Here is a 14,064-nt window from a genome sequence, read left to right as displayed (position 1 = left end):
ACTCGTCCCCATGTTGGAGACCTCGGCCCGCCTGCTGCGTCTGCTGTCCCTGCTCCAGGCCCACCGCGAGTGGTCCGGCCCCGACCTGGCCGGGCGGCTCGGCGTCAGCGCCCGCACCCTGCGCCGGGACGTGGACCGGCTGCGCGAACTCGGCTACCCGGTCAACGCCAGCCCCGGCACGGGCGGCGGCTACCAGCTGGGCGCGGGCGCCGAGCTGCCGCCGCTGCTCCTGGACGACGACGAGGCCGTCGCCGTGGCGATCGGACTGCGCACGGCGGCCGGGCAGGGCATCGAGGGCATCGGCGAGACCTCCGTACGGGCCCTCGCCAAACTGGAACAGGTGCTGCCGAACCGGCTTCGCCGCCGCGTGGGCGCCCTCAACGCCTTCACCGTGCCGATGCTGCGCGGCCCCCTGCCCGACGCCGTCGACCCGGCCGTGCTGACGGAGCTCGCCCACCTGTGCCGGGACGCCGAGCGCCTGCGCTTCGAGTACCGCGGCCACGACGGCACCACCACCCGCCGCAGTGTCGAACCGCACCGCCTGGTGTGCACCGAGCGCCGCTGGTACCTCGTCGCCTGGGACCTCGACCGGGAGGACTGGCGCACGTTCCGCGCGGACCGCATCACGCCCAGGCCGCCGCACGGCCCGCGCTTCGAGCCGCGCGAGGCGCCGGCCGAGGATCTCGCCGCCTACGTCTCCCAGGGCGTCTCCACCCGCGCGTACGCCACCCACGCCGTCGTACGGCTCCTGGCGCCCCTGGAGGAGGCCGCGGCGCACATCTCGCCCAGCGCCGGGGTGCTGGAGGCGGAGGGCCCGGACACCTGCCTGCTGCGCTGCGGCGCCGGGAGCCTCGACGTGATGGTGATCCACGTGATGATGCTGGGCTTCGAGTTCGAGGTGCTCGAACCCGACGGGCTGATCGAGGCGATCAGGAAGGTTCGCGACCGGCTTGATGGGGCTTTGGCTCGGGCTGCGCAGTCACCGCCGCGTACCGCGGATGGTGCAGGTCGAACGCCGGCGACTCCGAGCGGATCCGGGGCAGCACCGTGAAGTTGTGCCGGGGCGGCGGGCAGGACGTCGCCCACTCCAGGGAACGGCCGTAGCCCCAGGGGTCGTCGACCTCGACCTTCTCGCCGTACTTGGTGGTCTTCCACACGTTGTAGAGGAACGGCAGCGTCGACATGCCGAGCAGGAACGCGCCGATGGTCGAGACGGTGTTGAGCGCGGTGAACCCGTCCGCGGCGAGGTAGTCGGCGTACCGGCGGGGCATGCCCTCGGCGCCCAGCCAGTGCTGCACCAGGAACGTGGTGTGGAAGCCGACGAAGAGCGCCCAGAACTGGATCTTGCCGAGCCGCTCGTCGAGCATCTTCCCGGTGAACTTCGGCCACCAGAAGAAGAAGCCGGCGAAGATCGCGAAGACGACGGTGCCGAAGACCACGTAGTGGAAGTGCGCCACCACGAAGTACGTGTCCGTCACATGGAAGTCCAGCGGCGGCGATGCCAGGATCACCCCGGTCAGCCCGCCGAACAGGAACGTCACCAGGAAGCCCGTCGCCCACAGCATCGGCGTCTCGAAGGACAGCGAGCCCTTGATCATCGTGCCGGTCCAGTTGAAGAACTTCACGCCCGTCGGCACCGCGATCAGGAAGCTCATGAAGGAGAAGAACGGCAGCAGCACCGCGCCCGTGGCGAACATGTGGTGCGCCCACACCACCATCGACAGGCCGGTGATCGCCATCGTCGCGCCGACCAGCGTCAGGTAGCCGAACAGCGGCTTGCGGCTGAAGACCGGGATGATCTCCGAGATGATCCCGAAGAACGGCAGCGCGATGATGTACACCTCGGGATGGCCGAAGAACCAGAACAGGTGCTGCCACAGGATGGCCCCGCCGTTGGTCGCGTCGAAGACCTGCGAGCCGAACCGCCGGTCCGCCTCCAGCACCAGCAGCGCCGCCGCGAGCACCGGGAACGCCATCAGGATCAGGATCGACGTGAACAGCGTGTTCCAGGTGAAGAGCGGCATCCGGAACATCGTCATGCCGGGGGCGCGCATCCCGATGATGGTGGTGATGAAGTTGACCGCGCCGAGGATCGTGCCGAAGCCGGACAGTGCCAGCCCCATGATCCACAGGTCGGCCCCGATGCCGGGCGTGCGCTCCGCGCTGTTGAGCGGGGCGTAGGCGAACCAGCCGAAGTCGGCCGGTCCGGTGGGTACCAGCAGTGAGCCGAGCACGATCAGCCCGCCGAACAGGAACAGCCAGTACGAGAGCATGTTCAGCCGTGGGAAGGCCACGTCGGGTGCGCCGATCTGCAACGGCATCAGCTCGTTCGCGAAGCCCGCGAAGGTCGGCGTCGCGAACAGCAGCAGCATGATCGTGCCGTGCAGCGTGAACGCCTGGTTGAACTGCTCGTTGGTGATGATCTGCAGTCCGGGGCGGGCCAGCTCGGCGCGCATCAGCAGCGCCATCACTCCGGCGATCAGGAAGAACACGAACGACGTGATCAGGTAGAGGTGACCGATCTTCTTGTGGTCCGTCGTGGTCAGCCAGTCCACCACCACCCGCCCGTGCTTCTTCCTCGGCACGGGCCGAACCGTCGCCTGTACGGTCTGCGTCCCCATCGCTCGCTCGCCCCTTCGCTCATCGCGTACCGGGCCCGCCGAAGCCCGCGCCACACGTGCCCGCGAGCTCACGCCATGATGCTCGCGTCACCGAGCGCTCCGACAGGGGGCGTACCGGCCTTTGCGTGCCGAAGCCATGCATTTCCTGTGCGGCGGCGGCTGAGCCGGCCGGGTGCGGCGCCGGAATGGAATGGGGCCCCGAGATCACTTCTCCCGGAACTTTCCGCCGGGCTTTTCCATGGGCTCATGTGACACGCGGAAATTGCGATCGAATACCTGCGGAAGGCCTAGGAAACCGCTCGTCCGTGTGACGGACAGCTCCCGAAACAGCTGTCGTGATCTTGTGACAGAAGTGTGACAGGGGAGGGACGGGGACCGGGGGCACAGGCCCGGACTTCCGCGGTCGCCGGGCACGGCATAGCGTGGCGGCATGGCACCGATTCCGACACCTTCCGCGGAACCCGACGACAGCCCGGACACCTATGTCGGCCTGGACGCCGACCGGGCCGAGCACCTCGCGCGTGAGCGCGGCTGGCCGACGGTGCGCACGCTGCCGCCGGGGGCGATCATCACGATGGAGTACCGCGTGGGCCGGCTGAACTTCGAGGTGAGGGGCGGCCGGGTGGCGCGGGCCTGGAAGGGCTGAGACACAGGCCTGAGACACCGCGAAGGCCCCGGTTCCGGAGCGGAACCGGGGCCTTCGCCGTGCCCGGACGGGGTGTGCGCACCGGCCCGCCGCCCCGGCCTGGTCGTGGCCGGCCGCGCGTCAGGGGCGGGCCGAGGAGGAGGCCGAGCCGCGTGGGTGCCGCTCCGTGTGCGGCGGGCGGCGGCTGCCGGCGGGGGTGGTCGGAGTGCGCTCCGCGCGGGTCGTGTGCGGGCCCGGCGCCAGATAGACCGGGGCCCGGGGCGAGCGGGCCGTGACGTCGTCCCGGTCGGAGGGCAGCGGCGTGACCACCACGTGCGGCGCGCTGACCGGGGCGGCGGCCGTCGCCGCACGCTTCCGGCGGGCCCGCCAGCGGTCGCGCAGGTCGAAGATCCTGTCCTCGGAACGGGCGATCAGCGGCTCGAACCACGGCAGGCCGAGCAGGATCAGCAGCCCCGCGACCCAGCCCAGCAGCACATCGCTCAGCCAGTGCGTACCGAGGTAGACGGTGGCCATCCCGACGCCGAGCGAGGTCACCGCGGACACGGCGGACAGCCAGCGCTGCGCTCTCGCGGTGGAGGCCAGGTAGGCCAGGATTCCCCAGGTCACCACGGCGTTGGCGGTGTGACCGCTCGGAAATATATCGCCGCCGCGCCACATCTCGTTCGAGCCGATCACGGTCGCGTAGTGCGGTCCCAGGCGGCCCATGCCGTACTTGGCGGCGCCGACCGTGATGTTCAGCAGGAGCAGTGAGACGCCGAGGGCGAGGAGCGGGCGCAGGGTGTGCTGCCGCCAGGAGCGCCAGCCCAGCCAGGCCGCGACCATCACGGCGGTCGGGCCGCGCTGGCCGAGCACCACGTAGTAGTCGACGAACCAGTGGATCTCCGACCACTGCTGGTACGGCCGGAAGAACATGACCTGCCAGTCGAGCCGCACCAGCCAGGACGTGATGATCACGGCCCACACGATCGCGCCGTAGAAGGCCAGGGTCGCCGCAAAGAGCACGATGCGGTGCCTGCTCATCTTCGGCACATCGATGTGGGCCGGTCGTTCCGGCTCACGGTCCAGGCGGGCGAACACCCGGTCCAGACGGGTGAGCTTCGGTTCGGTACGCACCCAATCGACGTTACAGCGAGTGAGCTCGGATCCCCGTCGAATCAACGGCTTTGTGATGACGATGTGATGTGGGATTCCTCTCAGGAGGAGGTTTATTTCCAGCGAATCCGTAATCGCCGGGCCCTGCGGCCTTCAATTCCTTTGATCATTCCGGAAGCGCGTTTTATTGAGCTTTTGAATTCGTTCACCGGGGCATGGCGTGCAATTCTCCGGACGCTCACAGCGGGTCAGGGAGGACCGGAGCCGTTCAGCCAGAACGCCCCGTACACCGCCGAGGCGACCGCCACCGACCCGAGCACCAGCGCTGACCTGCGGATACGCAGCCGGGCCAGGGCGAGCGCGAGGGGCAGCAGCAGCGGGAAGGCGGGCATCAGCAGGCGCGGTTTCGAGCCGAAGTAGCTCGACGCGCACAGGGCGAGCGCGGTGACCACCCCGGTGTAGACCAGCAGCGGCAGTGGCTGGCGCCCACGTACTCCGGCCACATACAGCCAGACGACTGACGCGACCCCGGCGATCAGTCCGGCACCGGCCAGGGCCGAGGGAAACGACGTGAACTTTTCGGCGACGAACCGGGCGAAGGCGTAACCCCCGTCGAAGCCGTTGCGCCATCCCGCCTGCACGTCGAGGTAGCCGAGCGGACCCTTGCCGGTGCGGTGGCCGACCCACAGCACGTATCCGGCGGTGCCGAGGGGAGCGAGCAGCATGCCGAGGACGCGGCGGGCACGAGGGCCGGGTTCGGGGGCGTCGCCGGCCCGCCGCTCCCGGGCGAAGGAGGCGATCGCCGCCACCCACACCGCGGCCACCACGGCCAACCCGACCGGGCGGGTCAGTCCCGCCAGCAGGGCCAGCGTGCCAGCGGTCACCCAGCGGCCCGTCAGGACCGCGTACAGCGACCACGCGGCGAGCGCCGTGAACAGCGACTCGCTGTACGCCATCGACTGCACGATCCCGACCGGGAGCACGGCCCACAGCAGCACCGCGCACACCCCGGCCCGGCGGCCGTACACATGGTCCGCGACCGCGAAGATCCCCCAGGCCGCGGCGACCGAGGTGACCAGGCCGACCAGGAAACCGCCGTCCGCGTACGACAGCGGGGACACCGCCGCCACCAGCCGCTCCAGCCAGGGCAGCAGAGGGAAGAACGCGAGGTTCGAGTGCACGTCCCCGTTCGCCAGACGTACCTCGTAGCCGTAGCCGAGTTCGGCGACCCTGGTGTACCAGAGCGCGTCCCAGCGAGCGGTCAGCAGCGTGTACGCGCTCTTGTCGCGCGCCGCGCTCCACAGGGCCAGGGCGACGAGGCCCAGGGCACGGACGGCCGCGTACCCGAGCAGCGCCGGGGCCGCCCGGCGCAGCGCCCCGGCGCGGGACGGGGCCGCGCGCGTCTCAAGATCGGTCACGGGCCCGATTATCGACCCGCGCCGGAACCGGCCGGCCGCCCGGGGGCGTGGTCGGCACAGAGGGGGGTGGCGAGGGGAGTGGCGAGGGGAGTGGCGTACGCCACATCTTTCCGCCGGACGTGTGAGAGGTCCGCCACTCGGCTCCCGCGCGGACTCGCGTACTCTGACGTGTCACTCGCTTTTCGTTTGCGCGGGCCGGAGACCACCGCTCCTCTCCGGCCGAGTCGCGGGGGCGTCCCCCACCCCGTGAGCCCGCCGATCGCGAGGAACATCTGGGAGGTACGTACATGTCCGGGACGACCACGGCCGCTGCGCTGCGCCGTCGGGCGGCCGGGGCCGGTGCCAACCGCTGGGTGGTTCTGGTCGTCCTCTGCGTCAGCCTGCTGCTGGTCGCCGTCGACGCCACCGTGCTGCACGTGGCGGTCCCCGCCGTCACCGAGGACCTGAAGCCCGGCGGGATCGAGCTGCTCTGGATCGTCGACGTCTATCCGCTCGTCTGCGCCTCGCTGCTGATCCTCTTCGGCACGCTGGGCGACCGCGTCGGCCGACGAAGGGTCCTGCTCCTCGGGTACGCGCTGTTCGGCGTCGCCTCCGGCATGGCGGCCCTGGCGGACAACGCCCAGGTACTGATCGTGGCGCGGGCGCTGCTCGGCGTGGGCGGCGCGATGATCATGCCCGCGACCCTGTCGATCCTGCGGCAGGTCTTCCCGGACCGGCGCGAGCGGGCGCTCGCGATCGGCATCTGGAGCGCCGTGGCCGCGGTGGGCGCGGCGGTCGGGCCGCTGCTCGGCGGCTTCCTGCTGGAGCACTTCTGGTGGGGCTCGGTCTTCCTCGTCAACATCCCGTTGATGCTGGTCAGCCTCCCGGTGGGACGACTGCTGCTGCCCGAGTCCAAGGGCGACGGCGAAGGACCCTGGGACGTGGTCGGCGCGCTGATGGCGGCGATCGGGCTGTTCGGGATGGTGCTGGGCGTCAAGCGGCTCGGCGGCGGTGAGTCGGTGGGGAGCCTGCTCACCGTGCTGCCGCTGGTGGTGGGCGCGGCGCTGCTGGTCGCGTTCGTACGGCGGCAGCGGCGGCGGAAGCATCCCCTGGTCGACCTCGGGATGTTCGCGCGGCCGGCGTTCAGCACGGCCGTCGGGTGCATCGTGCTGGCGATGCTCGCGCTGGTCGGACTCGAACTGATCGCGGCGCAGTACCTGCAGCTGGTGCTCGGGCTGTCGCCGCTGGAGACGGGGCTGCGGCTGCTGCCGCTGACGTTCGCCGCGATGGCGGCCGGGCTGGCCGGGGCGCGGATGCTGCGGCGGTTCGGGCCGCGGCGGATGGTGTGCTTCGGGTTCTGTCTGACGGCCTTCGCGGTGGTGCTGCTGACGGCGCTGGGACGGACGGACGACTGCGCGCTGATGCTGACCGGTTTCGTGCTGCTCGGCTTCGGGCTGGAGACGACGCTGTTCGGGGCGTACGAGTCGATGCTGAGCGAGGCGCCGCAGGACCAGGCCGGTGGGGCGGCGGCGATCGGCGAGACGTCGTACCAGCTGGGGGCGGGGATCGGGATCGCCCTGCTCGGCACGGTGATGAACGCGGCGTACGCGCCCGGGTTGTCGGGTGTGCCGGGGGTGCCGGAGTCGGCGTCCTCCTCGGCGGGGCATTCGCTGGGGGAGGCGTACGAGGTTGCTGCGCAGCTGGGCGGGGTTGCCGGGGTGGCCCTGCGCCATGCCGCCCGGGACGCGTTTGTGCACGGGCTGCATGTGACGTTGCTGGTGAGCGCGGGGCTGTTGCTGCTGGGGGCGGGGATGGCGTTGCGGTTGCCGCGGGTCATGCAGTGTGAGGGGGAGGGTGACGGTGCGGTGGAGTTGCCCGCGCCGAGGGACGCTGCGGAGTCGCGCGTCTCGGTGTGACGTCTTTTTTGCCCACCCACGCGCCACCCGTAGCTGTCGGCCGGAGGGTGGAGGTCGCCTGTGGGGGTCCGGCGCCGTCGGCGGCTTGCGGTGGCAGGGGGCGCCTGTGGTGAGGGGATGGCTGGGCGGCCGGGTAGAAACTGCCGGATGACGCCACGGCCGCCGACGGCGCCGCACCACCACTGGCGACCTCCACCTTTTCAGTTGGCGGCTTCGGGTGGTGCGTGGGTGGGCGGGGGTCGTAGCGTCTTGGCTAGCAGTGCTAGTTAAAGAGTTTCGGAGGGTGTTCGCATGTCCGAGTCGTCCAAGCTTCCTCCCTTCGACCCAGCCGACCCCCTCGGGCTGGACGAACTCCTGGCGCCGGAGGATCTCGGGATCAGGGACACCGTGCGGGCCTGGGCCGCGGACCGGGTGCTGCCGTATGTCGCCGACTGGTACGAGAAGGGGGAGCTGCCGGGGATCCGGGAACTCGCCCGCGAGCTGGGAGAGCTCGGTGCCCTGGGGATGTCCCTGGAGGGGTACGGGTGCGCCGGCGCGTCCGCCGTGCAGTACGGGCTCGCCTGCCTGGAGCTGGAGGCCGCCGACTCCGGGATCCGGAGCCTCGTCTCCGTGCAGGGCTCCCTCGCCATGTACGCCGTCCACCGCTTCGGCAGCGAGGCGCAGAAGCAGCAGTGGCTGCCCCGCATGGCCTCCGGCGAGGTCATCGGCTGCTTCGGACTGACCGAGCCCGACCACGGATCCGACCCGGCCTCCATGCGGACGTACGCCAAGCGCGACGGTACCGACTGGGTCCTCAACGGTCGCAAGATGTGGATCACCAACGGTTCGGTCGCCGGCGTCGCCGTCGTGTGGGCGCAGACCGACGACGGGATCCGCGGGTTCGTCGTGCCGACGGACAGCGCCGGGTTCTCCGCCCCCGAGATCAAGCACAAGTGGTCCCTCAGGGCCTCCGTCACCAGTGAACTCGTCCTCGACGACGTACGGCTGCCCGCCGACGCCGTACTGCCGGAAGGCGCCGGCCTGCGCGGACCGCTCAGCTGTCTGTCGCACGCGCGGTACGGAATCGTCTGGGGCGCCATGGGTGCGGCCCGCAGTTGCTTCGAGGCCGCGGTCGACTACGCGAAGTCGCGGGAGCAGTTCGGACGGCCCATCGGCGGCTTCCAGCTCACCCAGGCCAAACTCGCCGACATGGCGGTCGAACTGCACAAGGGAATTCTGCTCGCCCATCACCTGGGACGGCGTATGGACGCCGGCCGCCTGCGTCCCGAGCAGGTCAGCTTCGGCAAGCTCAACAACGTACGAGAAGCGATCGAGATCTGCCGCACGGCCCGCACCATTCTCGGCGCCAACGGGATCTCGCTCGAATACCCCGTCATGCGGCACGCGACCAACCTCGAGTCGGTGCTCACCTACGAGGGCACCGTCGAGATGCACCAGCTCGTGCTGGGCAAGGCGCTCACCGGACTCGACGCCTTCCGGTGAACCCCGCGCGGGGGCAGGGCCGGTGAGCGGCCCTGCCTCAGCTCTGGTTGAAGAAGCCGTCCGTGCGGTGCGCGGCCGGGTCGCCGTTCACGATCTCCGTGTTGGCGGGGGTCAGCAGGAACACACGGGTCGACACCCGCTCGATCGAACCGCGCAGGCCGAAGATCAGCCCGGCCGCGAAGTCGACCACGCGCTTGGCGTCGCCGGCGTCCATGGCCGTGAGGTTCATGATGACCGGCACGCCCTCGCGGAACAGCTCGCCGATGGCGCGCGCGTCCCGGAAGCTGTCCGGGGTCACGGTGCCGATGCGGCGCCCCTTCTCCTCGGCGACGTCCGAGGCCACCTTGACGCGCGGATCGGTGACCCAGGCCTCCCCGGGCTCGGTCCCGTCGGAGTAGTCGTCGTCGTAGTAACGCTCGTCTTCGTTGTCGTCGACGAGGCCAAGCCAGGCACTTGCCTTGCGTACCGATCCCATGGACGCCTCCTCTCACAGCGGTCTTTCTGCTTTCCGCATCCCTATGGTCGTCCATGATGCGGATGGCGCGCCAAGTGGATAGACGCCGCACGGGGGGTTTGTGACGGTACTGGTGCACAGCGAATCCGTCGAGAGTCCGTGTTTCCCAAGGGCCTTGTCGTAAACGACTGCTGACTGTGAGTGAAATATGATTCTTCACGGCGTACGGGTGATGAGCGGTGCGTACGGGTGAACGTGATGGCCGATACCATGCGGCGCCAAACGTCGTACGGAACACGGGGGGACAACGATGTTCGGAATGGTCAGGCCCTGTCGGCACCGGCTCGGGGAGAGCCTCACGGCCCAGTGGATGGCGCATTTGTGTGGGCTGTGTCTCGCGCTGCGCCGGGACCACGGGCAGCTCGCGCGCATCGTGACGAATTACGACGGGCTGCTCGTCTCCGTGTTGACGGAGGCTCAGGCGGGCCCGGCGAGCGGCAGGTCGGGCGGCGCGACGAACGGTGTGGGCCGACGTACGGCGGGGCCGTGTCCGCTGCGCGGGATGCGTACCGCGTCCGTCGCGCACGGTGAGGGAGCGCGGCTCGCGGCGGCCGTGTCGCTGGTGCTCGCCTCCGCCAAGGTGCGCGACCACGTCGCCGACGGCGACGGGCTGCTGGCCCGCGCGCCGGTCGCGCGCGCCGCGCGCCGGATCGCCGCGGGCTGGGACCGCGCCGGGGCGCGCACCGGCTCCGCCGTCGGGTTCGACACGGCCGTCCTGGTCGACGCCGTGGACCGGCAGAGCGGCATCGAGACGCTCGCCGGGCCCGGTACGCCGATCCTGACGGTCACCGAACCGACCGAGACCGCGACCGCCGCCGCCTTCGCGCACACGGCGGTCCTCGCCGGCCGGCCGCACAACGCCGGGCCGCTCGCCGAGGCAGGACGGCTCTTCGGGCGGCTGGCCCACCTCCTGGACGCCGTGGAGGACCTGCACGCTGACGCTGCGTCAGGTGCCTGGAACCCGATCGCCGCGACCGGCACCTCCCTCACGGAGGCCCGGCGGCTCGCCGACGACGCGGTGCACGGGGTGCGGCTCGCGCTGCGCGACGCCGAGTTCGCCGACGCGAAGCTCGTGCATCTGCTGTTCGTGCACGAACTGCGGCGCTCGGTGGACCGGGCGTTCGGCACGGTGCCGGCGTGCGCGTCACACCAGGGCGGGCCGTACGGGCAGCAGCCGCCTCAGGGGCCGCACGGCCAGGGGGCGCACGGGCCGTACGGGTCGCATGGCTCTGGACGGAACCCGTACGCGGGTGGTGGCGGGAACCCGTTCGCAGGTGGGGGAGGGTACGGCGGTGGTGGGCTCGGCGGTGGTGCGCCGGTGCCCCAGCCGCCCCAGGGACGGCGCGGGTTCTGGGCCGGCTGCGGGATGTTCTGGCTGCTGTGCTGCACCTGCAAGCTGTGCTGTGCCAAGGAGTACGAGGGGCCGTGGTCCCGCAAGAAGCGCGAGGGCTGCTGCCGCGATTGCGACTGCGACGGATGCGACTGCTGCTGCCCCTGAGATCGCTGACCCCGCCGTGGCCGGTGGTTCAGAAGGGCACGGCCGAAAGGCCCTCTTGCGCCTACCGGCCGTTCGGCCGAATACTCCCCAACAGCGCTTGTCAGGGGCACGGCGGATTCGGAATCCGGCCTGCCTCGCCCCGGACTGCGCCTCACGGGCCCGAAACCCCACGAGGGCCCCCGACTTCCTTTGTGGAGGAACGAAAAGTGAGGATCAAGCGCACCACCCCCCGCAGCGGCATTTCGAGACGGACCCGGCTGATCGCCGTTTCCACCGGCCTCGTCGCCGCCGCAGCGATCGCGATCCCCAGCGCGAACGCGTCCGACACCCCCGCCACCTTCAGCGCCACCGAGCTCAAGAGCGCCAGCAGCTCGCTGCTGAAGGCCGACGTCCCGGGCACCGCCTGGGCCGTCGACAGCAAGACCAACCGCGTGCTCCTGACCGTCGACAGCACGGTCAGCCAGGCGGAGATAGCGAAGATCAAGCAGCAGGCCGGCGCCAACGCCGACGCGCTCACGATCAAGCGCACCCCCGGCAAGTTCAACAAGCTGATCCAGGGCGGCGACGCCATCTATGCGAGTAGCTGGCGCTGCTCCCTCGGCTTCAACGTCCGTGCCAGCAACGGCACCGAATACTTCCTGACCGCCGGTCACTGCACCGACGGCGCGGGCACCTGGTACTCCAACTCCGGCCGCACCACGGTCATCGGCTCGACCGCCGGCTCCAGCTTCCCGGGCAACGACTACGGCCTCGTCCGCTACAGCGGCTCCGTCAGCCGTCCCGGCACCGCGAACGGCGTGGACATCACGCGCGCGGCCACCCCGAGCGTGGGCACCACCGTCATCCGCGACGGCTCCACGACCGGTACGCGCAGCGGCCGTGTCACCGCCCTCAACGCCACCGTCAACTACGGCGGCGGGGACATCGTCTCCGGCCTGATCCAGACCACCGTCTGCGCGGAGCCCGGTGACTCCGGCGGTTCGCTCTACGGCAGCAACGGTGTCGCCTACGGCCTGACCTCCGGCGGCAGCGGTAACTGCTCCTCCGGTGGTACGACGTTCTTCCAGCCCGTCACGGAGGCCCTGAGCGCCTACGGGGTCAGCGTGTACTAAGCCCTCTCGGCAGGTTCCCGGCAGTCCCTGGCGGCCTCCGGCAGCTCTCGGTAGGTCCCGGTGGGTCCAGGTGGGACCCGGCAGGCTCCCGGCGGCAGTTCGGCACTTCGAAGCCCCCGCACGCATCGCGTGCGGGGGCTTTCGTGTGGTGCGCGGGCGCCTCTCCGAACCCGCTGACGGAGGGGCGAAATTCGGCCACGCGTGAACCCCGCAGAGTGCCCGCACATTACTCACGCGTAATGTTTGCACTGTGAACACAGGGGAGTTGGGTCCGATTTGACCGTGGACGGTCAAAATGAGGGGGCGTGCGAAGCGCTGTCTACGCGCGTCTCGAACTCACCCTTGTGTGCTCCCCGTTGTCCTCGGAATAGTGGGCGCTCGTCAACAAAGCCTTCCGGTTCGCGAGGTCCCCACAACCTCTCGGGCCGACCCCCCACAGGAGGACGTGAGTTGAAGCACCGACGCATACCCAAGCGGCGTGCAGCCGTGGCAGGTGCGGGCATCGCCGCACTGGTCGCCGCGGGAGTCACCTTCCAGACTGCGAACGCGAGCGAGACCCCGGAGGCCTCCGCGCCCCGGACCCTGTCGGTCACGGCGGCCGGAAAGCTCGCCTCGACGCTGGCCGAGGACCTCGGCGCCGACGCGGCGGGCACGTACTACGACACGAAGAGCAAGAAGCTCGTGGTGAACGTGCTCGACGAGGCCGCGGCCAAGGCCGTCGAGAAGGCGGGAGCCAAGGCGAGAGTCGTGGCGAACTCTCTCGCCGAACTGAAGAGCGCCCGCGGCGCGCTGAAGCAGGACGCGACCATCCCGGGCACCTCCTGGGTGACCGACCCGACGAGCAACAAGGTCGTCGTCACCGCCGACCGTACGGTGTCCAAGGCCGAGTGGACGAAGCTGACAAAGGTCGTCGACGGGCTCGGGGCGAAGGCCGAACTCAAGCGGACGAAGGGCGAGTACAAGCCCTTCATCGCCGGTGGCGACGCGATCACCGGCGGCAGCGGCCGCTGCTCGCTCGGCTTCAACGTGGTCAAGGGCGGCGAGCCGTTCTTCCTGACCGCCGGGCACTGCACCGAGGGCATCTCGACGTGGTCGGACTCCAGCGGCAAGGAGATCGGCACCAACGCGGACTCCAGCTTCCCGGACAACGACTACGGGCTGGTCAAGTACACCGCGGAGGTGGATCACCCGAGTGAGGTGAACCTCTACAACGGCTCGACGCAGAAGATCACGGGTGCCGCCGAGGCGACGGTCGGCATGGAGGTCACGCGGAGCGGTTCGACGACCCAGGTGCACGACGGGAAGGTCACGGGGCTGGACGCCACCGTGAACTACGGCAACGGCGACATCGTGAACGGTCTGGTCCAGACCGACGTGTGCGCGGAGCCCGGTGACAGTGGTGGCGCGCTCTTCTCGGGCAGCAACGCGATCGGGCTGACGTCCGGTGGCAGTGGTGACTGCACGTCCGGTGGGGAGACCTTCTTCCAGCCGGTGACGGAGGCGCTGTCGGCGACCGGGACCGAGATCGGCTGAGTTCCGGTCCCAGGCTTGTGAAGTCCCGCCCCTTGTGTGAGGGGCGGGGCTTTTGCGTGTGCCGCCGGCGGTTGGGCGGGGTGCCTGGCGGCGGCCTGCGCGGGTGTGGTGGGGGTGCGCGTCGCGCCTACGCGCCGGGTGGTGGGTCGGGGCCGCGTCGGGGGGTGTCCGTCCTCGGAACGGCGCGATGGGGTCGGACACCGACTAACTCGCGTTGACGCGCCAACCGCTGCGGGCGGACACCCCCCGACAC

General features: G+C 70.4%; 10 protein-coding genes and 1 pseudogene. 7 read left to right on the top strand and 4 right to left on the bottom strand.

The features are described 5' to 3' along the window. Positions 1–10 precede the first annotated feature (10 nt). The gene (locus ACZ3I3_RS39460) at positions 11–1,051 is read left to right on the top strand and encodes a helix-turn-helix transcriptional regulator (RefSeq protein WP_467372615.1); all 1,041 of its coding nucleotides are present in this window, start codon (positions 11–13) and stop codon (positions 1,049–1,051) included. Here ACZ3I3_RS39460 and ctaD read toward each other — a convergent pair. Beyond that, positions 1,050–2,621, bottom strand: a pseudogene (gene ctaD / locus ACZ3I3_RS39455) (aa3-type cytochrome oxidase subunit I); the annotation flags it as partial. The gene ACZ3I3_RS39460 and the pseudogene ctaD overlap by 2 nt on opposite strands. A 430-nt stretch (positions 2,622–3,051) precedes the next feature. Between ctaD and ACZ3I3_RS39450 the strand changes: the two are divergent. Beyond that, entirely contained in the window at positions 3,052–3,267 is a 216-nt protein-coding gene (locus ACZ3I3_RS39450) for an I78 family peptidase inhibitor (protein ID WP_356926717.1), read from the top strand. Between the two features lie 120 nt (positions 3,268–3,387). On the opposite strand, the gene ACZ3I3_RS39445 is transcribed toward ACZ3I3_RS39450, so the two are convergent. Together ACZ3I3_RS39445 and ACZ3I3_RS39440 are read right to left on the bottom strand one after the other, a co-directional pair. Further along, a complete protein-coding gene (locus tag ACZ3I3_RS39445) occupies positions 3,388–4,380 on the bottom strand; it encodes a phosphatase PAP2 family protein (RefSeq protein WP_467372613.1) in 993 nt (330 codons plus the stop codon). Positions 4,381–4,607: 227 nt separating this feature from the next. Then, positions 4,608–5,777 (bottom strand): hypothetical protein, encoded by a 1,170-nt coding sequence (locus ACZ3I3_RS39440; protein WP_467372612.1) that lies wholly within the window; start codon positions 5,775–5,777, stop codon positions 4,608–4,610. 287 nt (positions 5,778–6,064) lie between these two features. Between ACZ3I3_RS39440 and ACZ3I3_RS39435 the strand changes: the two genes are divergently transcribed. Together ACZ3I3_RS39435 and ACZ3I3_RS39430 are read left to right on the top strand one after the other, a co-directional pair. Further along, positions 6,065–7,672 carry an MFS transporter gene (locus ACZ3I3_RS39435; RefSeq protein WP_467372610.1) on the top strand — a complete coding sequence of 536 codons (1,608 nt, stop codon included), beginning with the start codon at positions 6,065–6,067 and terminating at the stop codon, positions 7,670–7,672. A gap of 291 nt (positions 7,673–7,963) precedes the next feature. After that, positions 7,964–9,154 (top strand): acyl-CoA dehydrogenase family protein, encoded by a 1,191-nt coding sequence (locus ACZ3I3_RS39430; protein ID WP_467372609.1) that lies wholly within the window; start codon positions 7,964–7,966, stop codon positions 9,152–9,154. A gap of 37 nt (positions 9,155–9,191) precedes the next feature. On the opposite strand, the gene ACZ3I3_RS39425 is transcribed toward ACZ3I3_RS39430, so the two are convergent. Next, positions 9,192–9,629 carry a cell division protein SepF gene (locus ACZ3I3_RS39425; RefSeq protein WP_114251168.1) on the bottom strand — a complete coding sequence of 146 codons (438 nt, stop codon included), beginning with the start codon at positions 9,627–9,629 and terminating at the stop codon, positions 9,192–9,194. A gap of 289 nt (positions 9,630–9,918) precedes the next feature. Here ACZ3I3_RS39425 and ACZ3I3_RS39420 point away from each other — a divergent pair, with 289 nt between their 5' ends. The 3 genes from ACZ3I3_RS39420 to ACZ3I3_RS39410 all read left to right on the top strand — a co-directional run bounded on the left by ACZ3I3_RS39420 (position 9,919) and on the right by ACZ3I3_RS39410 (position 13,811). Then, positions 9,919–11,166 carry a DUF5685 family protein gene (locus ACZ3I3_RS39420; protein ID WP_467372607.1) on the top strand — a complete coding sequence of 416 codons (1,248 nt, stop codon included), beginning with the start codon at positions 9,919–9,921 and terminating at the stop codon, positions 11,164–11,166. 206 nt (positions 11,167–11,372) lie between these two features. Continuing rightward, complete coding sequence (locus tag ACZ3I3_RS39415; RefSeq protein ID WP_467372606.1) at positions 11,373–12,278, top strand: S1 family peptidase; 906 nt, start codon at positions 11,373–11,375, stop codon at positions 12,276–12,278. A gap of 450 nt (positions 12,279–12,728) precedes the next feature. After that, complete coding sequence (locus tag ACZ3I3_RS39410; RefSeq protein WP_467372605.1) at positions 12,729–13,811, top strand: S1 family peptidase; 1,083 nt, start codon at positions 12,729–12,731, stop codon at positions 13,809–13,811. Positions 13,812–14,064 lie beyond the last annotated feature (253 nt).

The organism is Streptomyces sp. NPDC016851, assembly GCF_055562795.1.
This window is presented reverse-complemented; position numbering and strand designations above follow the sequence as displayed.

Bases quoted from the DNA above. Each gene is read 5' to 3' on its own strand.
- ACZ3I3_RS39460 (WP_467372615.1), top strand. From the start codon at position 11: ATGTTGGAGACCTCGGCCCGCCTGCTGCGTCTGCTGTCCCTGCTCCAG.
- ACZ3I3_RS39450 (WP_356926717.1), top strand. From the start codon at position 3,052: ATGGCACCGATTCCGACACCTTCCGCGGAACCCGACGACAGCCCGGAC.
- ACZ3I3_RS39435 (WP_467372610.1), top strand. From the start codon at position 6,065: ATGTCCGGGACGACCACGGCCGCTGCGCTGCGCCGTCGGGCGGCCGGG.
- ACZ3I3_RS39430 (WP_467372609.1), top strand. From the start codon at position 7,964: ATGTCCGAGTCGTCCAAGCTTCCTCCCTTCGACCCAGCCGACCCCCTC.
- ACZ3I3_RS39425 (WP_114251168.1), bottom strand. From the start codon at position 9,629: ATGGGATCGGTACGCAAGGCAAGTGCCTGGCTTGGCCTCGTCGACGAC.
- ACZ3I3_RS39420 (WP_467372607.1), top strand. From the start codon at position 9,919: ATGTTCGGAATGGTCAGGCCCTGTCGGCACCGGCTCGGGGAGAGCCTC.